This window comes from Spirillospora sp. NPDC052269, assembly GCF_040679435.1.
In the GTDB taxonomy this organism is placed as follows: Bacteria; Actinomycetota; Actinomycetes; order Streptosporangiales; family Streptosporangiaceae; genus Spirillospora.
This window is the reverse complement of sequence record NZ_JBFAUU010000019.1, coordinates 172,519-195,273: the sequence shown is the minus strand read 5'-3', so window position 1 is coordinate 195,273 and position 22,755 is coordinate 172,519. Positions and strand designations below refer to the sequence as shown.

Below are 22,755 nucleotides of genomic sequence, written 5' to 3'. Positions count from 1 at the left end.
CCGAGCACCGGACGGGGGCGGGGGTCGCCCCGTCCGAACGACGTCCGCACCCGCGCACCGAACCCGCTGAGGACACGCTGAGGAGTTGTCAACGAGCATGAGGGTTGTCCTGGCCGGCGGCGGCACCGCCGGACACATCGAGCCCGCCCTGGCCCTCGCCGACGCGCTGCGCCGCCACGACCCGAACACCGGGATCGTCTGCCTCGGCACCGAGCGCGGCCTGGAGACCCGGCTGGTCCCGCAGCGCGGCTACGAGCTCGCCCTGATCCCCCCGGTGCCGCTGCCCCGCACGCTGACCCCGCAGCTGCTGTCGGTCCCCGGCCGGCTGCGCGGCGCGATCAACACCGCCGCCGGCGTCCTGGACCAGATGCGCGCGGACGTGCTGGTCGGCTTCGGCGGGTACGTCGCCACCCCCGGCTACCTGGCCGCGCGCAAGCGCAAGGTGCCGATCATCGTGCACGAGGCGAACCCCAAGCCCGGCCTGGCCAACAAGCTCGGCTCGCGGTTCACCGACCACGTCGCCGTCTCGCACCACGACTCGCCGCTGCCGAACGCCAAGTTCGTCGGCATCCCGCTGCGCCGCGACATCGCCAACCTGGACCGGATGGCGATGGGCGACAAGGCCCGCTCCTACTTCGGCCTGCTGCCCGAGCTGCCCACCCTGCTGATCTTCGGCGGGTCGCAGGGCGCCCGGTCCCTGAACCGGAACGCGGTCGCGGCCGCGCCCGCGTTCCGCGCGGCCGGGATCCAGGTGCTGCACATCGTCGGCCCGAAGAACACCGAGGTGCCCGACCCCGCCCCGTCCGGCGGCCCGCAGTACGTGACCATCCCCTACTGCGACCGGATGGACCTCGCCTACGCCGCCGCCGACATGGCTATGTGCCGGGCGGGCGCGATGACCTGCGCCGAGCTGTCGGCCGTGGCGCTGCCCGGGGTGTACGTGCCGCTGCCGATCGGCAACGGCGAGCAGCGGCTGAACGCCGAGCCGATCGTGCAGAACGGCGGCGGCCTGCTGGTGGACGACGCCGAGCTCAGCCCCGAGTGGATCGCCGGTCACCTGATCCCGATCCTGCGCGACCCGGCCCGGGTGGCGAACATGTCCGAGGCCGCGGGACGGATGGGCCGCCGGGACGCCGACGTGGCGCTCGCCCGGATGGTCTACGACGTCGTCCGCGCCGCCCAGCAGCAGCAGGAGCAGGGCCGATGAGCCTGGTCGACCCGTCCGCGGTGGTCCCGGCCGGCGAGCTCGGCCGCGTCCACTTCATCGCCATCGGCGGCGCCGGGATGTCGGGCATCGCCCGGATCATGCTGAAGCGCGGCATCACCGTCTCCGGCAGCGACGCCAAGGACTCCGAGCTGCTCGGGCAGCTCGCCGGGCTCGGCGCGAAGGTGTTCGTCGGGCACGACGCGTCCCACCTGGGGGACGCCGAGACCGTCGTGGTCTCCTCGGCGATCCGGGAGAGCAACCCCGAACTCGCCGCGGCCCGCGCGCGGGGCCTGCGCGTCCTGCACCGGTCGGCGGCCCTCGCCTCGCTGATGGCCGACCGCCGCGCGGTCGCCGTCGCCGGGACGCACGGCAAGACCACGACCACGTCGATGATGACGGTCGCCCTGCAGCACGCGGGGGCCGACCCGTCCTACTGCATCGGCGGGCAGCTGGTCACGACCGGGCTCGGCGCGGACGAGGGCACCGGCGAGGTCTTCGTCGCCGAGGCCGACGAGAGCGACGGCTCGTTCCTCATGTACACGCCGAACGTCGCGGTCGTGACCAACGTCGAGGCCGACCACCTGGACAACTACGGCGGGTTCGAGCAGGTCAAGGAGCTGTTCGCGAAGTTCGTCGGACGGGTCGAGGAGGGCGGCGCGCTGGTCGCCGGAGCCGACGACCCGGTCGCGCGCGAGCTCGCCGACCTCGCGCGGGCGCGCGGGCTGCGCGTCCTGACCTACGGCGAGGCGGGTGACGCCGACCTGCGCGTCACCGGCTTCACCCCGCAGGGCCTCGGGTCGCGCTTCACGATCGAGGGTGAGGCGGACGGGCTCGGCGAGGTCGTCCTGAACGTCCCCGGACGGCACAACTCCCTCAACGCGGGCGCGGTCGTCGCGGTCGCGCACGCGCTCGGCCTCGACCTGAAGACCGTCCGCGAGGGGCTGCGCGGGTTCGGCGGCGCGATGCGCCGGCTGGAGCGCAAGGGCGAGGCGGCGGGCGCCGAGGTGTTCGACAGCTACGCCCACCACCCGACCGAGCTGACCGCCGATCTGTCGGCGACCCGCGACTACCTGGACGGCCGGGACGGCGCGGGACGCATCGTCGCGGTCTTCCAGCCGCACCTGTACAGCCGCACCCGGTTCTTCGCCGCCGAGTTCGGCGAGGCCCTGGGTCTGGCCGACGTCGCGGTCGTCCTGGACGTCTACGGCGCGCGCGAGGACCCGGAGCCCGGCGTCACCGGACGGCTGATCGCGGATCGCGTCCCAGAGGGCACCGAGACGGTGTACGCGCCGGTGTTCGACGAGGTCCCGGACGTCGTGGCCGGGCTCGCCCGGCCGGGCGACATCGTGATCACGCTGGGCGCGGGCGATGTGACCAGGCTCGGCCCGGTGATCCTGGAACGCCTGGCGGGAGCCTGACCACCGGCGGCCCGGGGGATCGGCGGCGCGGCGTGGAGGCGTGGCTTCCGGGCGGCCGGCGGTCATCCTGGAGGGCATGACCGAGGCTGGGACGAGGCGGCGCGCGGTGCACGGCGGAGGACACACGCGAGGAGAGACGCGGGACGAGGACGGGCGACCGGATTCCGGCGAGCCCGCCTCCGGGCGTGCCCCGGCCCGTCCGCCGGTCCGGCGTCCGCCTGCGCGGCGCCGTCCGAACCGGTGGAAGGCCGCGTTCGTCACGCTGCTGGTCGTGGGCGTGCTCGGCGCGTCCGGATGGGTGCTGCTCGGCTCGAAGCTGCTGGTCGTCCGGCACGTGGAGGTGTCCGGGAACCACTACGCGCCGCGCGACCGGATCGAGGGCGCGGCCGGGATCTCGCTCGGCTCGCCCATGGCCCGGCTCGACACCGGCTCCGTCCGCGCCCGCGTCCAGCGGCTGCGCGAGGTGGCGTCGGCGAAGGTCGAACGCCACTGGCCCGGGACGATCCGGATCGTGGTCACCGAGCGGACGCCGCGCGCCGTGGTCGACCGGGACGGCCGGTACTACCTGCTCGACGCGTCCGGGGTCACGGTCACCGACGGGACGACGCGTCCGGCCGGGCTGCCGCTGCTGTCGGTGTCCGCGCCGGGGCCGTCCGACCCGTCCGGCCTGGCGGCGCTGCGCGTGATCGAGCGGTTGCCGGCCGCGCTGCGGCGGAAGCTGGCCGAGGTGACGGCGGTCTCGCCGGAGGCGGTGACGCTGCGCCTGGCGGACGGCCTTACGGTCGTCTGGGGCTCGGACGAGCGGACGCCGGAGAAGCTGCGCCTGATCGACGCGCTGCGCCGCTCGCCCGCCGGACGGTCCGCGAACACGATCGACGTCAGCTCGCCCGAGGTGGTCACCACGCACTAGGGCGGTCTCGAAGTCGCCGCTCGCCACGGGCGCCGACGCTGGGACACGCCCTGGCCCGGCGTGGTGATGATCACGTTCTCCGGACGAAGATCGTCCCGTCCGGGCGGGGGAGGGCGCGCCCCTGACCGGCGTCGGACGCCTCGTCCGCCGTCCACCGGTCCCGTCCCAGGTCACGCCCGGTCGTGCCGCGGGAACGCGCGGTTCCCGTGTGTCGGAGCGCTTCGGGCGTCCTGATGGGGGAAGCTTGGACCGGACCCGGGCGTGGCCGGGCGGCGGCTCGGAGACCGGGCCCGGTGGCGGGGCCCGGAGGCGGGCCGTACCAACCAGGGCAAGTCTCGCCAAGTCCGCGCACGCGACACGCCGGGGCGGTTGGCGGGAGGTTAGTTGACCCTGGCCGTTAGCCCGCCCTACTGTCCGTATCAGTCATCAGGTTGACATAACTGTAAGCCTCAAGTTGAGGGTGAGGGTTGAACCGGGTTCGGAACCCGGTCCGGTCCTCGCCCGCGACTCGATTAGATAAGCGAGCGGAAAGGCCCCTCGTCGTGGCAGCACCGCAGAACTACCTCGCGGTCATCAAGGTCGTCGGCATCGGCGGCGGCGGCGTCAACGCCGTCAACCGGATGATCGAGGAGGGACTCAAGGGCGTCGAGTTCATCGCGATCAACACGGACGCCCAGGCGCTGCTGATGAGTGACGCCGACGTCAAGCTCGATGTGGGCCGCGAGCTCACCCGTGGCCTCGGCGCGGGGGCCAACCCCGACGTCGGCCGCAAGGCCGCCGAGGACCACCGCGAGGAGATCGAGGAGGTGCTCAAGGGCGCCGACATGGTCTTCGTCACCGCGGGGGAGGGCGGCGGCACCGGCACCGGCGGCGCGCCCGTCGTGGCGAACATCGCCCGCTCCCTCGGCGCGCTCACCATCGGCGTGGTCACCCGGCCGTTCTCGTTCGAGGGCAAGCGCCGCGCGATGCAGGCGGAAGCCGGAATAGAGACACTCCGGGACGAGGTCGACACCCTCATCGTCATTCCCAACGACCGGCTGCTGTCGATCAGCGACCGGCAGGTCAGCGTGCTGGACGCGTTCAAGGCCGCGGACCAGGTGCTCCTCTCCGGTGTTCAGGGCATAACCGACCTGATCACCACCCCCGGCCTGATCAACCTGGACTTCGCCGACGTCAAGTCGGTCATGTCCGGCGCGGGCTCCGCCCTGATGGGCATCGGCTCGGCGCGCGGCGACGACCGCAGCGTGGCCGCGGCCGAGATGGCCATCTCCAGCCCGCTGCTGGAGGCCAGCATCGACGGCGCGCACGGCGTGCTGCTGTCCATCTCCGGCGGCTCCGACCTCGGCCTGTTCGAGATCAACGAGGCGGCGCAGCTGGTGTCCAACGCGGCCGCGCCGGACGCCAACATCATCTTCGGCGCGGTCATCGACGACGCGCTGGGCGACGAGGTCCGGGTCACCGTGATCGCCGCGGGGTTCGACGAGGGCCGCCCTACCAGGCCGGCGCCGGAGGCTGACGCACGGCGGGTTCCTCCGGCCCGGCAGAACACCCCCAACCCGTCCGACCGGCAGGCGCCCGCGCCGCAGCCGCCCGCCAACCCGATCCCGAGCCGCGTCGGCCGCACCGCCGAGCCCGCGACCGGGCTGGCCCAGCCGGGCCAGCAGGGTCCGGGCGCGCCGCAGCTCGACCGGCCCGAGCGGCACCAGCCGTCCGGCCCGCAGCACCAGCCGCCGGCGCACGCGCCCACGCACACGACGGTCGCGCAGGCCGCCGCCGCCCCGGTTCCGGCCCCCGCGCCGGTGCCGGAGCGTCCCGTCCCGGCCCCGGCCCCGCCCGCCCCCACCGGGCCCGGCCCGGCCGGGTCCGGCGCGTCCGGCGGTCCCGCCGACCGCGACGAGCGTCGTGGCGAGTCCGCCTCCGAGGGCGGGCGCGCCCCCGCGCCGCGTCCCGAGCCCGCCCCCTCCCGGGTGCACGCCGGTGAGTCCGGCAACGCCCCCGCGCCGTCCCGCAACCGGCGGGTCGTGTTCGAGGAGGACGAGGACGACCTCGACGTTCCCGACTTCCTGAAGTGACCGCCCCCTCCGTGATCAGCGAAATCCCCCTCGGCGCCGGTGTCGGCGCGGCGTTCACCGGCCGCGGTGGCGGCGTGAGCCCCGCGCCGTTCGCGGGTCTGAACCTCGGTGGCGCGGTCGGCGACGACCCGTCCGCCGTCCGCGCCAACCGCGAGCGCGCCGCCGCCGCCCTCGGCGTCGAGGCCGGCCGCACCGTCTGGATGTGGCAGGTCCACGGAGCGGACGTCGCGTTCGTCAAGACCCCCGACGACCTGGACGACGCCGTCGACGGCATCGTCACCACGGTCCCCGGCCTCGTCCTGGCCGTCCTGGTCGCCGACTGCGCCCCGGTGCTGCTGGCCGACCCGGTCGCGGGCGTCGTCGGCGCCGCGCACTCCGGACGCCCCGGCACCCTCGCCGGGGTCGTTCCCGCGCTGGTCGCCCGGATGCGCGAGCACGGCGCCGAGCCCGGCCGGATCACCGGCGCGATCGGGCCCGCCGCCTGCGGCTCCTGCTACGAGGTGCCCGAGGACATGCGCGCCGAGGTCGCCGCCCGGGTGCCCGCGGCGTACGCGACCACCCGTGCCGGGACGCCCGGACTCGACATCCGGGCCGGCATCGTCGAGCAGCTCGCCGGGCAGGGCGTGACCGGCGTCGACGTCGACCCCCGCTGCACCATCGAGACCCCTGACCTCTTCTCTTACCGGCGGGACGGCCAGACCGGCCGCTTCGCCGGGTTCGTATGGCTGAAGGACGACCTGAGCGATGACCCCGAACACCTCTAGCGGGCCCACGGCCCGCCGGGAGGAGCTGGCGGCCAACCTCGCGGAGGTGCGGGAGCGGATCGCCGCCGCCTGCGCCGCCGCGGGACGGGCCACCGAGGACGTGACGCTCGTCGCGGTGACCAAGACCTTCCCCGCGGCCGACGTGCGGCTGCTGGCCGGACTCGGCCTCACCCAGGTCGCCGAGAACCGCGACCAGGAGGCCGCGCCCAAGGCGGCCGACTGCGCCGACCTTCCCCTGACCTGGCACTTCGTCGGTCAGCTCCAGACGAACAAGGTCAAGTCGGTGGCGTCCTACGCGGGCGTCGTCCAGTCCGTCGACCGGGCCCGGCTCGTCCGGGCCCTCTCCCAGGCCGCCCTCGCCGAGGGCCGGACGCTGCGCTGCCTGGTGCAGGTCTCCCTGGACGAGAAGGAGGGGCGCGGCGGCGCGGCCCCGGCGGACGCGCCCGCCCTCGCCGACCAGATCGCTGCGGCCGAGGGCCTCGAGCTGGGCGGAGTGATGGCGGTCGCCCCTCTCGGAGAGGAGCCGCGGCCCGCGTTCGAGCGCTTGGCGCGCCTGGCAAATGAGGTGCGACTGTCACACCCGGGTGCCACGATCATGTCGGCGGGGATGAGCGGTGACCTGGAAGCGGCGATCACGTGTGGCGCGACACACGTGCGTGTCGGTACGGCGTTGCTCGGCGGCCGAAGCGCAATCGTCAGGTAATGTCCCCCCAGTGGTGGCCGTCAGGACGGCGGTTTCCACAGGCAGGCGGAAGAGTCCGACGGCGGCGCCAGGCCCGGCAGGGGGCGCCGGTGCCGCGGCCACAGGACGACGGAGGGGCGTATGGCCAGCGCGATGCGCAAGATGGCGGTCTACCTCGGCCTTGTGGAGGACGACCGCTACGACGAGAAGTTCAGCAAGTACGACAAGTACGACGACTATGACGAGTACGAGGTCTACGACGACGAGACCGACCCGGTCCCGGGTCGGCGCGGGGGCCACCGCGAGGACGAGGCGGGCGTTCAGCCTACCCGAGCCGACGAGGCGGCGGACCGTGAACGCGATCTCGTCGCGGCGGCCCCGGACCGGCGTTCGGTGGCGCTCTACGAGTCCTCCGCCGCGACCGACCTTGCGCGCATCACTACGCTGCACCCGAGGACCTACAACGAAGCCAGGACCATCGGGGAGCACTTCCGTGAGGGCACGCCGGTCATCATGAACCTGACCGAGATGGTCGACAGTGACGCCAAGCGCCTGGTCGACTTCGCGGCAGGTCTGGTGTTCGGCCTGCACGGCAGCATCGAGCGTGTTACGAACAAGGTGTTCCTCCTGTCACCCGCCAACGTGGAGGTGACGGCGGAGGACAAGGCCCGGATGGCGGAACGAGGGTTCTTCAACCAGAGCTGAGCAGCCGAGAACGAGAGAGCGTCCGTGCATATCGTTGGACTGATCCTGCAATACGTCCTGTACCTGTTCCTCCTGTTCCTCATCGGGAGGCTGGTGCTCGAAGTCCTTCGGTCGTTCGCCCGGGAGTGGCGGCCGACGGGGGTGGTCCTGGTCATAGCCGAGACCGTCTACACCGTCACCGACCCGCCGCTGAAACTCCTCCGGCGTTTCATCCCACCCGTACGGCTGGGTAACGTGGCACTGGACCTCAGCTTCACATTCCTCTTCCTTGTGGTCTGGGTCTTGATCATCTTCGTGCAGATGCTCTGATCAGATACCGTCCTTACCGGACAGACTCCAAGCGCGCCAAGGAGACGAACATGCCGCTGACACCCGCAGATGTGCGGAACAAGCAGTTCAGTACCACCAGGCTCAGGCCGGGGTACGACGAGGAGGAGGTGGACGCCTTCCTCGACGAGGTCGAGGCCGAGCTCGACCGCCTCATCCAGGAGAACGAGGAGCTCCGCGCGAAGCTGGCCGAGTGCCTGCGCGGCAAGGTTCCCGCCATGGCCGCGCCCATCGTCGAACCCAAGCCGGACGTCACCAAGATCCCCGAGCCGCCGCGACCGGAGCCGATCCAGCAGCACCAGCCCGAGCCCGAGCCGGCGCAGCTCGGTGGCATGGGCGGGCAGCAGCTGGGCGGACCGCAGCTGGGCGGCGGCCAGCTCGGCGGCCTCGGCATGGGCCAGCCGTCCGGCGAGGACAACATGGACACCGCGGCCCGCGTGCTGGCGCTCGCGCAGCAGACCGCGGACCAGGCCATCGCCGACGCCCGCCGCGAGGCCGACGAGACGCTGGGCCGCGCCCGCCGCGAGGCCGAGGAGATCCTCGGCAAGGCGCGCCGCCAGGCCGACCAGATCGTCTCCGAGGCGCGCTCCCGCGCCGAGGCCCTGGACCGGGACGCCCAGGAGCGGCACCGCCAGGTCATGGGCTCCCTCGTGCAGCAGCGCGAGGAGCTCGAGCGCGAGGTCGACAACCTGCGCGCGTTCGAGCGCGAGTACCGCAGCCGCCTGAAGGTGTACCTGGAGGGCCAGCTGCGCGACCTGGAGGCCGGGTCCGCCGAGGCCGGCGCGTTCCCGAACCCCGCGGTCGGCCCCGCGCAGACCGGTCCGCAGCCCATCGCCGCCCCCGCGGCCGACCAGCGCAACGGCGCGCCCTCCGGCGTCGCCTCCCCGGCCGGGACCTCCCCCTTCGGCACCCCCGACGCCCCTCAGCACACCCAGCAGGTGCAGCACTCGGCGACCGGGGCCTTCCACACCGGCGACAACCCGCCGCACGAGAGGCGCTGACGCCTGTCCCGCAGGCGATAGTGTCTTGTCGATCGCCGCGCCGCGGATGGCCGTGGGCCATCCCGGCGGCGTCGGCGTATCCGGGCACATCGGCGGTGTCCGCCGGGCCTTTCCGCGGCCCGGGGCGCGGCCCGTAGGGAAGAGAGAGACCCTGTGATCATCCTGAGTGGCGTACTCGTGGTGGTGGCGATCGCCCTGCTGGTGGCGGGAATCGTCGCGGGCAACGGCGACAGCGCGCAGGTGTTCGGTGTGGACGCCATCGTGGTGATCTACACGTCCATCGCGGTCAGCCTGGTGTCGGCGCTCTGCCTGCTCATCGGGGTGTTCCTCCGCCGCAAGGAGATCTTCGGGGGCGGTGCCGCGGCGTCCCCCCGCCGCGACCGCAAGGCCGCCAAGGCCAAGAAGGGCAAGACCTCGGGCAGGACCGCGGGCCAGGCCGCAGCGCCGGGCGCCGCGCAGAACGCCGGCGACGGCGACCAGGACGACGAGGTCGCGATTCCGCCGCAGCCCGCGGACGTTCCGGACGACGCGATCGTCTTCGTCGTGCGCGGCCGCAAGCGCTACCACCTGGACACCTGCCGTCAGCTCGCCGGTCGCGACACCGAGGAGCTGACCTACGCGGAGGCGCGAGAAGAGGGCTTCAGTCCCTGCACCGCCTGCCTCCCCGACACCGCGCTGGCCGCGCGGGCCTCGGTCTCCGTCGGAGTTCCGACCATCGCCGGGCGATCCGGCGAGCAGGGTGACGCGCCGTCCGGTTCCGCTTCACGCGGTCCCGTGGCGTCCGCCGCGTCCCCGGCCGCTCCTCCCGCGCCGCCCGCTCCGACCCCGCTTCCCGCGTCCGGCTCCCCGTCGGTGCCGTCCGCGTGGCCGACTCCGGCCACGAGCGCTCCGTCCGCCGCGTCCGGCCGGGGCGACGTGACGCTTCCCGACATCCCGGTGACCGACCCGGCGCCCGAGCCCGAGCCCGAGAAGGTTTCGCCGGCCGGGCCCACGCTGATGGACATCCCCATCCCGACGATCGAGCCCGAGCCCGAGCCCGAGCCCGAGCCCGAGCCCGAGCCCGAGCCGGAGCCCGAGGCCGTCGAGGTGGAGCGGGACGAGGTCGCCGAGGAGCCCTCAGAGGCCGCCAGCACGGACGTGGCGCCCGAGCCGGAGGCGGTGGACGCTCCGGTGGCCACGGTCGCCGAGCAGGCGTCTGCGGCTCCCGTCGAGGAGCCCGTGGAGGAGAAGGCCGAGCCCGAGCAGCCGGCGGAGTCCGAGGAGGAGTCCGTCGCGGTGGCCGCCGCTCCGCCGCGTCCGCGTGAGTCCTCCGACGAGGACGAGGCGTCCGAGCAGGACGAGGACGCCGAGGCCGAGGCCAAGGCGGAGCCCGAGGACGCCGAGCCCGAGGCGGACGAGAAGCCGCGGGCGGACGCGAAGACCGAGGTCGAGGCCGAGCCCGCCGCCGCCGAGTCCGACGAGGCCGAGGCCGAGGACGCCGAGTCGTCCGCCGAGGAGCCCGCCGACGAGGAGGAGCCGCAGGTGCGCATCCTCAGCGGCACCAAGCGCTACCACCGCCCCGACTGCGCGCTGATCGAGGACATCGGCGACGACGCCGAGGACCTGGAGTCCCTGCCGCGCAGCGAGGCCAAGGAGCGCGGCTGCACGCCGTGCCTGGTCTGCCAGCCCGACCGCGAGCACGCCCGCGACTGACGCGTCACCCGCCTGAAGCGACGAAGAGCGGCCGCCCTGACACAGGGCGGCCGCTCTTTTGTCGTTTCCGTTCCGGGAGTTCGGGTGAGTGGTCTCGGCCCGGACGCGGACCTTGGCGTTTGCTGGGAGGTTTCTGGGTGTTCGCCGGGGTGCGGTCGGGGGCCGGGCCTGTTCTCGCTGCTACCGGGTGCGCGGAGTGGCGTGCCGGAGGGGGGTTGTCCAGGAGGCTCCCAGAAAGCTCCCAGGAGGGCGCGACCTCGGGTCGGCACGGTGTGCGTGTGACGACATCGTGGGCCGCGGAGAGCGGCCGTTGCCAGGGGGTCTGTGGATGATCAAGGTGGATCGGCTGACCAAGCGGTACGGGGACAAGGTCGCCGTGGAGGATCTGACCTTCACGGTGAAGCCGGGGGTCGTGACCGGCCTCCTGGGACCCAACGGGGCGGGGAAGACGACGACGATGCGCATGATCCTGGGCATCGACACGCCCACGTCCGGGGAGGCGACCGTCAAGGGCGGGCCGTACGCGCGACTGCCCCGGCCGATGCGGACGCTCGGCGCGCTGCTGGACGCCAGGGCGGTGCACCCGGGCCGCACGGCCCGCGGCCACCTGCTGTGCCTGGCCGCCAGCAACGGCCTGCGGGAACGCCGGGTGGACGAGGTGCTCGAGCAGGTGGGTCTGCGGGACGTGGCCGGGAGGCGCGTCGGAGGGTTCTCGCTGGGGATGGGCCAGCGCCTCGGCATCGCCGGCGCCCTGCTGGGGGACCCCGAGCTGCTGATGTTCGACGAGCCGGTGAACGGCCTGGACCCCGAGGGCATCCGCTGGATCCGGCGGCTGATGAGGCGCCTGGCCGCCGAGGGGCGGACGGTGCTGGTCTCGAGTCATCTGATGAGCGAGATGGCGCTCACCGCCGACCACCTGATCGTGATCGGCCGCGGCAGGCTGGTGGCCGATGTCGGCCTGGACGACTTCGTGGAGGCCGGCTCCGAGCGGTCGGTGCTGGTGCGTACCCCGGCCGCGGCGGAGTTCGCCGAAACGCTCCGCACGGGCGGGGCGGACGTGCGTCCGGATGAGGACGGAGCGCTCATCGTGTCCGGGATGGACAGCCTGGAGATCGGCAGGATGGCCGCGGTGGGCGAGGTTCCCCTCGCCGAGCTGACCCCGCGGCGCGCCTCGTTGGAGGAGGCGTTCATGCGGCTCACGCAGGACGCCCTCGAGTACGACGTCACCGAGGGGGCGGCCCGATGAACGCGAGCACGAGGATCCCGGGTACGGGCGACGTGGAATCCCTCCGCCCGTACCGGGTGGCCGACGCACTCCACTCGGAGTGGCTGAAGATCCGCACGCTGCGCTCCACCGCCTACACCCTGCTCGTAACGATCGGCCTGGGCGTCGGGCTCGGGCTGCTGTTCACCGCCGCCGGGGCGGCGGGCTACGACGGGGGCGACGCGGACGTCCGCGCGTCGTTCGATCCGGTGGCCACCAGCCTCAAGAGCCACATCCTGGCCCAGCTCGCCCTGGGCCAGCTGGGCGTCCTGGTCGTCACCTCCGAGTACGCGACGGGGATGATCCGCACGAGCCTGGTCTCGGTGCCGCGCAGGACGCGGCTGCTGGGTTCGAAGGCCGCGGCCTTCTTCGCCGTGGCGATGGTGACCGGGCAGCTCGTGGGGTTCGCGACGTTCCTGGCGGGCCAGCGCGTCCTGGCGGCGCGTCACGTTCCGCACGTCGGACTCGGTGATCCGCACGTGCTCCGCGCGGTGTTCGGCTGCGGACTGTACCTCGCGGTCATCGGGCTGCTCGGTGTGGCGCTCGGCGCCCTGATCCGGAGCACCGCCGGGGCGCTGGCGGTGCTGGTGTCGACCACGCTGCTGATTCCGGTGGTCGCGAACGCCCTGCCGTCGAGGTGGGCGGACGCCGCGCACAAGTGGTGGCCGTCGACCGCGGGCGGCCAGATCATGGTGGTGCACCGGCAGCCGGAGACGCTCGCCCCCTGGGCGGGGTTCGGGGTGCTGTGCCTGTTCGTCGGCCTGGTCGTCGCGGTGGCTTTCGCCGTCTTTCGCAAACGCGACGTCTAGGCCGGAACCATAGGGCACCCGGCGGCACGGCGCCGGTGCGGGTCCTGGCACATGGGGCGAGTGGCGAAGTGGGGTTGTCCGGCGAATGGCATCTGAGTGGCGCGGCGATCAGGATCGGTCACGGTCGGCGCAGGGCGTCCTGCTCGTGGTGGAGGACGAGCCGACGCTGCGCGAGCTGCTGTCGGCGAGCCTGCGCTTCTCCGGCTTCCAGGTGGAGTCCGCCGCCACCGCCGGGGAGGCGCTGGACATCGCCCTCCGGGAGCGGCCCGACCTGATCGTTCTCGACGTCATGCTGCCCGACATGGACGGCTTCGAGATGCTGCGGAGGCTGCGCCGGCAGTCCTCCGGGCCCGCGGAGTCCGGCTCGCGTGACATCCCCGTGCTGTTCCTGACCGCACGGGACGCTCCGGAGGACAAGGTGAACGGCCTGTCCATCGGTGGCGACGACTACGTCACCAAACCCTTCCGGCTGGAGGAGCTGATCGCCAGGATCCGGGCGATCCTGCGCCGGGCGCAGGGGCGGCCGGGAGGGGCCACCCTGTCGGTCGCCGACCTGGAGATCGACGTCGGCGCCCTCCTGGTGACCCGCGCCGGGTCGCCGGTGGAGCTGTCGCCGACCGAGTTCCGGCTGCTGAGGTACCTGGCCGAGCACGTGGACCAGGTGCTGGAGAAGACCAAGATCCTCAACGACGTGTGGCGCTACGACTTCGGCGGGGACCCCGGCATCGTCGAGTCCTACATCAGCTACCTGCGCCGGAAGGTGGACCACGTGGAACCCAGGCTGATCCACACCGTCCGCGGTGTCGGCTACGTCCTGCGCAGCCCACGCGCATGACCGGCACCACCGGAGCCGGCCGCGGCAGGGGTGATGACGGCGCCACGGCCTCCCGCATGCCGTGGCGCTTGGCGCGGCGGCTCGGACGCCGGTCGCTGCGGACAAGGGTCCTGCTGCCGACCGTGTGCCTGCTCGCCGTGGGACTACTGTTCAGCAACGCCGTCGTCCTGGCGTTCCTGCGTGACCCGCTCGTCGACCGGGTGGACGGTCAGCTGCGTTCGACGGGACAACTCATGGTGAGGGTTCCGCCTGAGGTGCTGCAGGCGCTCAGGCCGGGACGGGACGGGGGGTTCTCGACCGACCTGGTCAGCGATCTCTACGTCGCGTACGTCTCCTCCAGCGGTGAGGTCACCGGCTCGGTCCGGGCGGGGGCGCACCGCCAAGGCCCGGCTCCCGTGCTTCCCCGGCTCGACTCCAGGACCGTTGCGGTCCGGGCCGACCGGCCGTTCGAGACATCCGCGCGCGATGGCCACGGCTGGCGGGTGCTCGTCCTGCCCACCGCGAAGGGCGACGGCTCCGGCGTGGTCGTCGCCGCGTCGTTGGCGGAGGTCGAGGCGATCCAGGCTCGCGTGCGCAGGAACTGCCTCGCCGTCGCGGCGGTGACGCTGGTCCTGCTCACCCTGCTCGGCCGTTTCGCGGTCGTGGCCGGGCTCCGGCCGCTGCGCCGCATCGAGGAGACGTCCGCCGCCATCGCGGGCGGCGACCTGTCCCGCCGGGTGCCGGACTTCGCCGGGCCCGGCACCGAGATCGGACGCCTGAGCACCGCCCTGAACGGCATGCTGGCACGGATCGAGGCCGCCGTGGCGGCGCAGGCCGCATCGGAGGCCAGGATGCGGCGTTTCGTGGCCGACGCCAGCCACGAACTGCGCACCCCGCTGGCGGGCATCACGGGATTCACCGACCTCTACCGCATGGGCGCGCTCAACGGGCAGGCGGACGTGGAGCACACGATGGACCGCATCGAACGCGAGGCGGTGCGCCTGTCCCGGCTGGTCGAGGACCTGCTGCTCCTCGCCCACCTCGACGAGCACACCGAGACCGACCGGTCGGGACTTCGCCCCGCGCCACTGGACCTGCGGGCGCTGGCCGCCGACGCCCTGCACGACCTGCGGGCCCTGGACCCCTCTCGCGAGATCCGCATGACCGGCCCGGGCGGCGGACCGGTGACGCCAGCGCCCGCTCTGGGCGATGAGCGGCGGCTGCAGCAGATCGTGGTCAACCTGATCGGCAACGCGGTGGCGCATACGCCCGAGGGCACGCCGGTGCGCATCGGGGTCGGAACCGAAGCGGGGCGCGCCGTCCTGGAGGTCGAGGACCAGGGACCCGGGCTGTCGCCGGAACAGGGCGGCCGCGTCTTCGAACGCTTCTACCGCGCGGACGGCTCGCGCAGCCGAGCCACCGGCGGTGGCTCGGGACTCGGACTCGCCATCGCCCAGTCCCTGGCCCACGCGCACCACGGGACCCTCGAACTGCGTTCCAGCCCCGGCGAGGGCGCTCTGTTCCGCCTCGTCCTGCCCCTGCACGTCCCGGCCACCGCCTCCTGACCGCCCCCGCCCGTGACCGCGGTGCCGGCGGCGCGGTGATGGCGGGTGCGGCCGGTGCCGTCGCAGTGCCCGCCCAGCGGTCGCGGCTGGTGCGGGCGTCTGCTTCGGCGCGGGTCAGCGGCGGCGGCGGCGTTCGTCGCGGAGGCGGCGGCGCTGCTCGTGCGCGTCGTCGATGGCGCGGCGGTGCTGCTCCCGCGCCTCCCGGACGGCCTGCCGGTGTCCCTCGCGGCCGAGGAGGCGGGCGTTCACGCGTTCCTCGGTGATCTGCTTGATGCGTTCGGACAGGTTGGCCTCGCCGACCGCGCGGCGGACCGCGCCGATCTTGCCGAGCAGGGTGAACCCGGTGACGCGGACGGTCGGCGGGTCCGGATCGCCGGGGTCGTCGAGCGGGACGCTCGCCTCGCCGAGGATCGCGGTGGCGGAGTTGGTGACCCGCACGCCCGGCGGGACGATGATCTCGACCTCGCCGAGGACGCAGCTGCAGTTGACCGTCACCTCGCGCTGCGACAGGACGGCCTGCCGCAGGTCCAGGACGACCTTGCCGAGCACGACGTTGGCGTAGGTCTGCGACTCGACGAGCCAGCGTCCGCCGCGCTTGTTCTCGGAGAGGATCGCCACGACGGTGCCGGACTCGGTGCGCGGCGGCGCCGCCGGGGCCTGCGCGGACGTGTCGGCCGGGGTCGCGGTGGAGGCGCCGCCCGCGCCCGGCAGGTCGGAGAGGACCGGTTCGAGGTCGGCGTAGGTCTTGGCCTTGTAGACGGCGTCGATCCGCTCGGCGTGCTCCTCCGGCGTGATCCGGCCGTCGGCGAGCGCCTCGCGGAGCCGGTCGGCGACCTTGTCGCGGTCGGAGTCGGAGGCGCGCATGCCGCCCGGTCCTGGCCGGACGTCCGGGGCCGGGCGCGGGGCGGGATCCTCGGCCGGGGCCGTCCCCGCCGCGTCCGGGGTCCGCTCCGGCTCGGTGGGAGTTGGGGAGTCGGGATGGTTCACCCCGACATCATCGCAAACGCGATACGTCGTGTCTAAGTCCACCCGGGCAACCGTCCGGTAACGCCGATGCCGGGCGTCCCCGGTTCGGGACGCCCGGCATCGGGGCGTGCTGCTCAGCCGAGCGCGGCGCGCGCCCGACGTGGCGGTGCGGCCGGCCGCACCGCCCGGTCAGGCGCGGCGGAGCCGGTAGGTGAGGCCGAGCTCGGCGTCGTTGAACGCCTGGAGGTCCGCGTCGGGCCGCCCCTCGGTCACCGTGGCCGCGAGGACCTCGCCGGCGAGGACGCCGGTGTGCTCGCGCAGCGCCTCGGCGAGGTCGCCGCCGGGGGCGTCCCACCACAGGTCGATGCGGTCGGTGACGTCCAGGCCGATGGCCTTGCGGCTGTCCTGGACGAGCCGGACGACCTCGCGGACGAGCCCGGCGCGGCGCAGCTCCGGCGTGATCGCCAGGTCGAGCGCGACGGTCTCGCCCTGCCCGGACTCGACGGCCCAGCCGGACTTCGGCCGCTCGGTGACGATGACGTCGTCCGCGGTCAGCTCGACCGTCCCGACGCCCTCGGCGTCCACCGAGGCGGTGCCGGACGGCCCGCGCAGCGCGCCGACCAGCGTGGCGGCGTCGGCCGAGGTGACGGCCTTGGCGACCTTCGGCGCGTCCCTCTTGAACCGGCCGCCGAGCGAGCGGAAGTTCGGCTTGACCTCGTAGTCGACCAGGTCGCCGCCGATGGACGCCAGGTCCTGGACGGACTGGACGTTCAGCTCGTCGGCGATCTGCGCGCGCAGCTCGTCCGGCAGGCCGGCCCAGCCGGACGCGCCGGCGAGGGCGCGGCCGAGCGGCTGCCGGGTGCGCACGCCGGACGCGACGCGCGCCGCGCGGCCGAGCTCGACCAGCCGCCGGACGAGCGCCATGTGCCCGGTGAGGGCCGGGTCGAGCAGGTCCTCCCGGACGGCCGGCCACGCGGCGAGGTGCACCGACTCGGGCGCGTCCTCGGGCCGGATCACGTCCCACACGTGGTCGGTGATGAACGGCGTCAGGGGCGCCATGAGACGGGTCAGGGTCTCCAGGCACTCGTAGAGGGTCGCGAACGCCGAGGCGCCCTCGGCCGTCTCCGGGCCCGCCCAGAACCGCCGCCGGGACCGGCGGACGTACCAGTTGGACAGGTCGTCGACGAACTCGGCGAGGCGGCGTCCGGCGCGCGTGGTGTCGAAGTTCTCGAGCGCGTCGTCCACCTCCTTGACCGTGCGGTGCAGCTCGGCGAGCGCCCACCGGTCCAGCAGCGGACGGTCCGCCGGGGCGGGCGCCTCGGCGGCGCGGTCCGGCGTCCAGGCGCGCTGGCCCTCGCCCTCACCGGCGGCGTTGGCGTACAGGACGAAGAACGACGCGGTGTTCCAGTAGGTGAGGAGCACCTTGCGGACGATCTCCTCCAGCGCGTTGTGGCCGACCCGGCGGGGCGCCCACGGCAGGCTGCCGGCCGCCATGAACCAGCGCAGGGCGTCCGCGCCGTGCTGGTCCATCAGCGGGATCGGCTGGAGCACGTTGCCGAGGTGCTTGCTCATCTTGCGGCCGTCCTCGGCGAGGATCAGGCCGAGGCACAGCACGTTCTCGTAGGACGACTTGTCGAACACGAGCGTGCCGATGGCCATCAGCGAGTAGAACCAGCCGCGCGTCTGGTCCTGCGCCTCGCAGATGAACTGCGCGGGGTAGGACTTCTCGAACAGGTCCTGGTTCTGGTGCGGGGCGCCGTGCTGCGCGAACGGCATGGAGCCCGAGTCGTACCAGGCGTCGATGACGTCCGGGACGCGCCGGGCCGTGCCGCCGCAGGTCGGGCAGTCGAACGTGACGTCGTCCACGTACGGGCGGTGCGGCTCGAGCGTGGTCAGGTCGCGTCCGGCCAGCTCACCGAGCTCGGCGAGGGAGCCGACGCAGGTGATGTGGTCCTCGTCGTCCTCGCAGACCCACAGCGGCAGCGGGGTGCCCCAGTAGCGGCTGCGGGACAGCGACCAGTCGACGTTGTTGCGCAGCCACTCGCCGAACCGGCCCTCCTTCACCGTCTCGGGGAACCAGTTGGTCTTCGCGTTCTCCTCGAGGAGCCGGTCCTTGACCGCGGTGGTGCGGATGTACCAGGCGGGGAGCGCGTAGTAGAGCAGCGCGGTGTGGCAGCGCCAGCAGTGCGGGTAGCTGTGGTCGAAGTGGGTGCCCTTGAACAGCAGGCCCCGGATCCGCAGGTCCTCGGTGAGCTGCTCGTCGGCGTCCTTGAAGAACTTCCCGCCGACCATCGGGACGTCGGCGAGGAACCGGCCGTCCGGGCCGATCGGGTTGACGATCGGCATGCCGTAGTTCTTGCAGACGGTCATGTCGTCCGCGCCGAACGCCGGGGCCTGGTGGACGAGGCCGGTGCCGTCCTCGACGGTGACGTAGTCGCCGAGCACCACGTAGTGCGCCTCGGGGATCTCGACCAGGTCGAACGGGCGCTTGTACGGGGTGCGCTCCAGCTCACGGCCCTGGAAGGACGCCAGGACCTCGGCGCCCTCGCCCAGCACCTGAGCGAGCAGCGGCTCGGCCACGACCAGGACCTCGCCCGAGTCCGCCGCGCGGGCGGCGACGTAGGTGACGTCCGGGTGGACGGCCACGGCGGTGTTCGACACCAGCGTCCACGGGGTGGTCGTCCAGATCAGCAGCTTGGCGTCCAGCTCGGCGAGCGGGCCGGAGGTGACCGGCATCCGCACGTACACCGAGGGGCTGGACACGGTCTCGTACCCACCGGGCTGGCCCAGCTCGTGGTCGGACAGGCCGGTGCCGCAGCGCGGGCAGTACGGGGTGATGCGGAAGTCGCGGAACAGCAGGTCCTTGTCGAAGACCTGCTTCAGCGACCACCAGACGGACTGGACGTAGGACGGGTCCATCGTGCGGTAGGCCTGGGACATGTCGACCCAGTAGCCCATCCGCTCGGTCATGCCCTCGAAGGCGTCCACGTGGCGCAGGACCGACTCGCGGCAGCGGTCGTTGAAGGCCGCGACGCCGTACTCCTCGATGTCCTTCTTGCCGGTGAGGCCGAGCTCCTTCTCGACGGCGACCTCGACGGGCAGGCCGTGGCAGTCCCAGCCCGCCTTGCGCGGGACGTGGTAGCCCTTCATCGTCCGGAAGCGCGGGAAGACGTCCTTGAAGACGCGGGCCTCCACGTGGTGGACGCCGGGCATGCCGTTGGCGGTGGGCGGGCCCTCGTAGAACACCCAGCGGGGGCCGCCGGCGGTGCGCTCCAGGGACCGCTCGAAGATCTTGTTCTCCTGCCAGCGGCGCAGCATGTCCCGCTCCAGGGCGGGAAGATCGACCTGCGCGGGCAGGGGCCGGAACTGACGGCTCACGGTCGGCGGACCTCCGGATCGACGTGTCTGGACGACGTTTCCGGAGGGACGAGGCGCGAGGCCCCGCGGTACCACCCTCCTTGACCGCGCGCGAGGGCGCGGTCCGCTTCGTTGAGCCGCTCGGCTGCCGGTTCTACTGGGCCCGTCCGGATGGACAGGGCCGTTCCTCCGGCGGCTCCGGGGTGATCAGACCGCCGCGCTCGTCCCCGGGCTCGCACCGTCCCCGGGTCGCTCCTGACTGCCTGCGGCGGCAGGTGTCCCCTTCTTCGCCTGCCGACAAGACTGCTGGTCTCGAGGGTAACGCACGGCGCGTCCGAACTCTTCCGGATAACGCGCCGCCCCTCCCGGGGGCCGTCCCGGCAGGGAGTGTGAGGTGCGTCACAGTGGCAAAGCTTGGGCATGCCTGCCGAATCGGGGGTTTCTCGGCTCGGGGGCACCGGGCATATTGCGGGCTGTACTCGGCCCCGGACTCCCGTCCGGACCGCCGCAGCCAGGGGGAATGGGGATCTATGCTGCCCGCACCGTCCGTCGAGAAGACCGCCGCGAGGGCCGCCGGGGCGGCCGGAGCCCACCCCGCCCGGACGGCCGCCAGGAGCACCCCCAAGCGCGCGGCGGCCAAGCGCACGCCCGGAAGTTCGTCCACCAAGGCCAAGGCCCCGGCGAAGACCCCCGCCAAGCCCGCGTCCCGGACCGCCAAGAGCTCGGCCAAACCCGCCGTGAAGGACAAGGCCGCGCCCGCCGCCAAGACCAAGGCCAAGACCGCGGCGAAGGTCAAGACGGCGGCCAAGGCCCGGGTGAAGGCGGCCGTCAAGGCGCCCGCCAAGGGCCCGGCGAAGGCGCCGTCCAAGGCTCCGGCCAAGGTGGTGAAGGCCAAGGTCAAGGCCCCGGCCAGGACGAAGGCCAAGGCCGCGGAGCTGCCCGTCCGCCAGGACGAGGAGCGGTGGACCGAGGCCGAGCTCGCCGAGGTCAGGGACGTCCTCCAGGCGAACATCGCCGTGCTGGAGGAGGAGATCGTCGAGCTGTCCTCGCACATCGCCGACGAGAGCGGCGAGGGAGCGGGCGATGATCAGGCCGACGCCGGGGCGAAGACCTACGAGCGCGAGCACGAGCTCTCGCTGACCTACAACTCCCGTGATTTGATCATCCAGAACGAGCGGGCCATCCAGCGCATGGACGCCGGAACGTACGGGACGTGCGAGTCCTGCGGCACGCCGATCGGCAAGGCCCGCCTGAAGGCGTATCCCCGCGCGACGCTGTGCGTGGCCTGCAAGCAGCGGGAGGAACGCCGCTGAGCGACCTCCTCCCGGCGGGATGAGAGTCCCCGGGCCCGCGCCCGGGGACTCCTGCTTCGGTTCGGCCTCTCGGTGCCGCGTTGTATACCCTGCGCACGCACCCGGAAGTCCGCGTGTGTGCGTCCTGGTCCCCAGGAGCCGCCTCTCCCGACCGGTCGGGAGAGATTCCTGAGAGGATTTCCGAATGACCGCTGCCAGCACGCCGGCCGGAACGCCGGAGACACGAGGAGCCCCCCTGAGTGACGAGCGGGGCGACGGCCCCACCCCCCCGGAGGACGGCGGGCGCGTACGGCCGCGCCGGATCGGCGTCCTCATCGCGGTCGCCGTGGTGGCGCTCGCCGTGGACATCGTCTCCAAGGTCCTCGTGGTGGCGAAGCTGACCGACGTCGACACCGTGCGGCTGCTCGGCGGTCTGCTGACGCTGCGCCAGACGCGCAACAGCGGGGCGGCGTTCTCGATCGGGACCGGCTACACGATCGTGTTCACGACCGTCGCGGCAGGCGTGGTGATCGCGATCCTCCGGACGGCGCGGAACCTGCGCAGCGTGCCCTGGGCGGTGTGCCTCGGGCTGCTGCTGGGCGGCGCCCTCGGGAACCTGACCGACCGGATCTTCCGCGCCCCCGGCCTGTTCAAGGGGCACGTGGTCGACTGGATCGAGATCCCGCACTGGCCGGTGTTCAACCTGGCCGACTCGGCGATCTGCTGCGGCGGCGTGCTGGCCGTGGTGCTGGCCGCGCGGGGCCTCCAGGTGGACGGCACGCGGATCGGCGACGAGCAGGACGCCGACGGCGACGGTGACGGCGGCGCCGACTCCGACGGTGGCGAGAAGGCCACCGGGAAGGCCGGCGTCACGGTCGACGAGAAGGCCGGCCGCAAGCAGGACGACCAGCAGGACAACGACCAGAACGACAAGCAGAACGGCAAGGAGGACGTGGCGTGAGCGACGTGCGCAGCCTTCCCGTCCCGGACGGCCTGGAGGGCGAGCGCGTCGACGCCGCCCTGGCCCGGCTGTTCGGGCTCTCGCGGGGACGCGCCGCCGACATCATCGCCGCCGGGGACGTGCTCCTCGACGGCAAGGAGGTCGCCAAGTCCGACCGGGTGACCGGCGGGTCCTGGCTGGAGGTCACCCTCCCGCCGCCGCCGTCCGCGCCCGTCCCGGTGGCCGAGCCGGTGCCGGGCATGGGCATCCTCTACGAGGACGACGACATCGTCGTGGTGAACAAGCCGATCGGCGTCGCCGCGCACCCGACCGTGGGCTGGACGGGGCAGACCGTCCTCGGCGGGCTGCTCGGGGCGGGGCACACGATCGCCACGTCCGGCGCGGCCGAGCGGCAGGGCATCGTGCACCGGCTGGACGCCAACACCACGGGCGCGATGGTCGTCGCCAAGAGCGAGGTGGCGTACTCGCGGCTCAAGCGCGCGTTCAAGGAGCGCCGCATCGACAAGCGGTACCAGGCGCTCGTGCAGGGGCACCCCGACCCGTTCCGCGGCACCGTGGACGCCCCGATCGACCGGCACCCCTCGCACGACGGCCGGTTCGCGGTCGTCGCGGGCGGCAAGCCGTCGGTGACGCACTACGACACCGTCGAGGCGTTCCGCGCCGCGACGCTGCTGGACGTCGACCTGGAGACCGGTCGCACGCACCAGATCCGCGTGCACATGTCGGCGATCAAGCACCCGATCGTCGGGGACATGGCCTACGGGGCCGACCCGACGCTCGCCGCCCGGCTGGGGATCAAGCGGCAGTGGCTGCACGCCGTCCGGCTGGGGTTCGAGCACCCCACGCACGGCGAGTGGGTCGAGTTCGAGAGCCCCTACCCGGACGACCTCGCCCACGCCCTGGAGATCGTCGCCGCCGAGTCTTGATCATCGCTTGACCGTCCCCGCCG

General features: G+C 73.2%; 19 protein-coding genes. 17 read left to right on the top strand and 2 right to left on the bottom strand.

Annotated elements, in window-relative coordinates; genetic code table 11:
- Nucleotides 1-97: 97 nt before the first annotated feature.
- The 14 genes from murG (at nucleotide 98) to AB0L06_RS34620 (ending at nucleotide 15,230) form a co-directional block, all read left to right on the top strand.
- Nucleotides 98-1,207, top strand: coding sequence for an undecaprenyldiphospho-muramoylpentapeptide beta-N-acetylglucosaminyltransferase (murG, locus tag AB0L06_RS34685; RefSeq protein WP_500235394.1), 1,110 nt, complete (start codon nucleotides 98-100; stop codon nucleotides 1,205-1,207).
- Entirely contained in the window at nucleotides 1,204-2,625 is a 1,422-nt protein-coding gene (murC, locus tag AB0L06_RS34680; protein WP_500235393.1) for a UDP-N-acetylmuramate--L-alanine ligase, read from the top strand. The genes murG and murC overlap by 4 nt, the downstream gene beginning before the upstream one ends.
- A 76-nt stretch (nucleotides 2,626-2,701) precedes the next feature.
- Nucleotides 2,702-3,535 carry a cell division protein FtsQ/DivIB gene (locus AB0L06_RS34675; protein WP_500235392.1) on the top strand — a complete coding sequence of 278 codons (834 nt, stop codon included), beginning with the start codon at nucleotides 2,702-2,704 and terminating at the stop codon, nucleotides 3,533-3,535.
- Nucleotides 3,536-4,077: 542 nt separating this feature from the next.
- Nucleotides 4,078-5,607: a cell division protein FtsZ gene (ftsZ, locus tag AB0L06_RS34670; protein WP_500235391.1), complete on the top strand. Its 1,530-nt coding sequence runs from the start codon at nucleotides 4,078-4,080 to the stop codon at nucleotides 5,605-5,607.
- An 11-nt stretch (nucleotides 5,608-5,618) separates the two neighbouring features.
- On the top strand, nucleotides 5,619-6,371 hold the full coding sequence (gene pgeF / locus AB0L06_RS34665) for a peptidoglycan editing factor PgeF (RefSeq protein ID WP_500235390.1): 753 nt from the start codon (nucleotides 5,619-5,621) through the stop codon (nucleotides 6,369-6,371).
- The gene (locus AB0L06_RS34660; RefSeq protein WP_500235389.1) at nucleotides 6,352-7,074 is read left to right on the top strand and encodes a YggS family pyridoxal phosphate-dependent enzyme; all 723 of its coding nucleotides are present in this window, start codon (nucleotides 6,352-6,354) and stop codon (nucleotides 7,072-7,074) included. Before pgeF ends, AB0L06_RS34660 begins: the two co-directional genes overlap by 20 nt.
- A gap of 120 nt (nucleotides 7,075-7,194) precedes the next feature.
- The gene (locus AB0L06_RS34655) at nucleotides 7,195-7,758 is read left to right on the top strand and encodes a cell division protein SepF (RefSeq protein WP_500235388.1); all 564 of its coding nucleotides are present in this window, start codon (nucleotides 7,195-7,197) and stop codon (nucleotides 7,756-7,758) included.
- Nucleotides 7,759-7,782: 24 nt separating this feature from the next.
- Nucleotides 7,783-8,067 (top strand): YggT family protein, encoded by a 285-nt coding sequence (locus AB0L06_RS34650; RefSeq protein WP_122199692.1) that lies wholly within the window; start codon nucleotides 7,783-7,785, stop codon nucleotides 8,065-8,067.
- Between the two features lie 50 nt (nucleotides 8,068-8,117).
- Complete coding sequence (locus AB0L06_RS34645) at nucleotides 8,118-9,086, top strand: DivIVA domain-containing protein (RefSeq protein WP_500235387.1); 969 nt, start codon at nucleotides 8,118-8,120, stop codon at nucleotides 9,084-9,086.
- 153 nt (nucleotides 9,087-9,239) lie between these two features.
- Nucleotides 9,240-10,778 (top strand): hypothetical protein, encoded by a 1,539-nt coding sequence (locus tag AB0L06_RS34640; RefSeq protein WP_500235386.1) that lies wholly within the window; start codon nucleotides 9,240-9,242, stop codon nucleotides 10,776-10,778.
- A 328-nt stretch (nucleotides 10,779-11,106) separates the two neighbouring features.
- Entirely contained in the window at nucleotides 11,107-12,024 is a 918-nt protein-coding gene (locus AB0L06_RS34635; protein ID WP_500235385.1) for an ATP-binding cassette domain-containing protein, read from the top strand.
- Nucleotides 12,021-12,851 carry an ABC transporter permease subunit gene (locus tag AB0L06_RS34630; RefSeq protein ID WP_500235384.1) on the top strand — a complete coding sequence of 277 codons (831 nt, stop codon included), beginning with the start codon at nucleotides 12,021-12,023 and terminating at the stop codon, nucleotides 12,849-12,851. The genes AB0L06_RS34635 and AB0L06_RS34630 overlap by 4 nt, the downstream gene beginning before the upstream one ends.
- 85 nt (nucleotides 12,852-12,936) lie before the next feature.
- A complete protein-coding gene (locus AB0L06_RS34625) occupies nucleotides 12,937-13,686 on the top strand; it encodes a response regulator transcription factor (RefSeq protein ID WP_500235383.1) in 750 nt (249 codons plus the stop codon).
- Between the two features lie 56 nt (nucleotides 13,687-13,742).
- Nucleotides 13,743-15,230, top strand: a complete 1,488-nt coding sequence (locus AB0L06_RS34620) for a sensor histidine kinase (RefSeq protein ID WP_500235382.1) — start codon at nucleotides 13,743-13,745, stop codon at nucleotides 15,228-15,230.
- Nucleotides 15,231-15,344: 114 nt separating this feature from the next.
- Here the strand turns inward: AB0L06_RS34620 and AB0L06_RS34615 are convergent, their stop codons facing one another.
- On the bottom strand, nucleotides 15,345-16,217 hold the full coding sequence (locus AB0L06_RS34615) for a DUF1707 SHOCT-like domain-containing protein (RefSeq protein WP_500235381.1): 873 nt from the start codon (nucleotides 16,215-16,217) through the stop codon (nucleotides 15,345-15,347).
- Between the two features lie 168 nt (nucleotides 16,218-16,385).
- The gene (gene ileS / locus AB0L06_RS34610; protein WP_500235380.1) at nucleotides 16,386-19,574 is read right to left on the bottom strand and encodes an isoleucine--tRNA ligase; all 3,189 of its coding nucleotides are present in this window, start codon (nucleotides 19,572-19,574) and stop codon (nucleotides 16,386-16,388) included.
- 914 nt (nucleotides 19,575-20,488) lie between these two features.
- Here ileS and AB0L06_RS34605 point away from each other — a divergent pair.
- The 3 genes from AB0L06_RS34605 (at nucleotide 20,489) to AB0L06_RS34595 (ending at nucleotide 22,732) form a co-directional block, all read left to right on the top strand.
- The gene (locus AB0L06_RS34605) at nucleotides 20,489-20,866 is read left to right on the top strand and encodes a TraR/DksA family transcriptional regulator (RefSeq protein ID WP_500235403.1); all 378 of its coding nucleotides are present in this window, start codon (nucleotides 20,489-20,491) and stop codon (nucleotides 20,864-20,866) included.
- A 184-nt stretch (nucleotides 20,867-21,050) separates the two neighbouring features.
- Nucleotides 21,051-21,806, top strand: coding sequence for a signal peptidase II (lspA, locus tag AB0L06_RS34600; RefSeq protein WP_500235379.1), 756 nt, complete (start codon nucleotides 21,051-21,053; stop codon nucleotides 21,804-21,806).
- On the top strand, nucleotides 21,803-22,732 hold the full coding sequence (locus AB0L06_RS34595) for an RluA family pseudouridine synthase (RefSeq protein WP_500235378.1): 930 nt from the start codon (nucleotides 21,803-21,805) through the stop codon (nucleotides 22,730-22,732). The genes lspA and AB0L06_RS34595 overlap by 4 nt, the downstream gene beginning before the upstream one ends.
- Nucleotides 22,733-22,755: the final 23 nt, after the last annotated feature.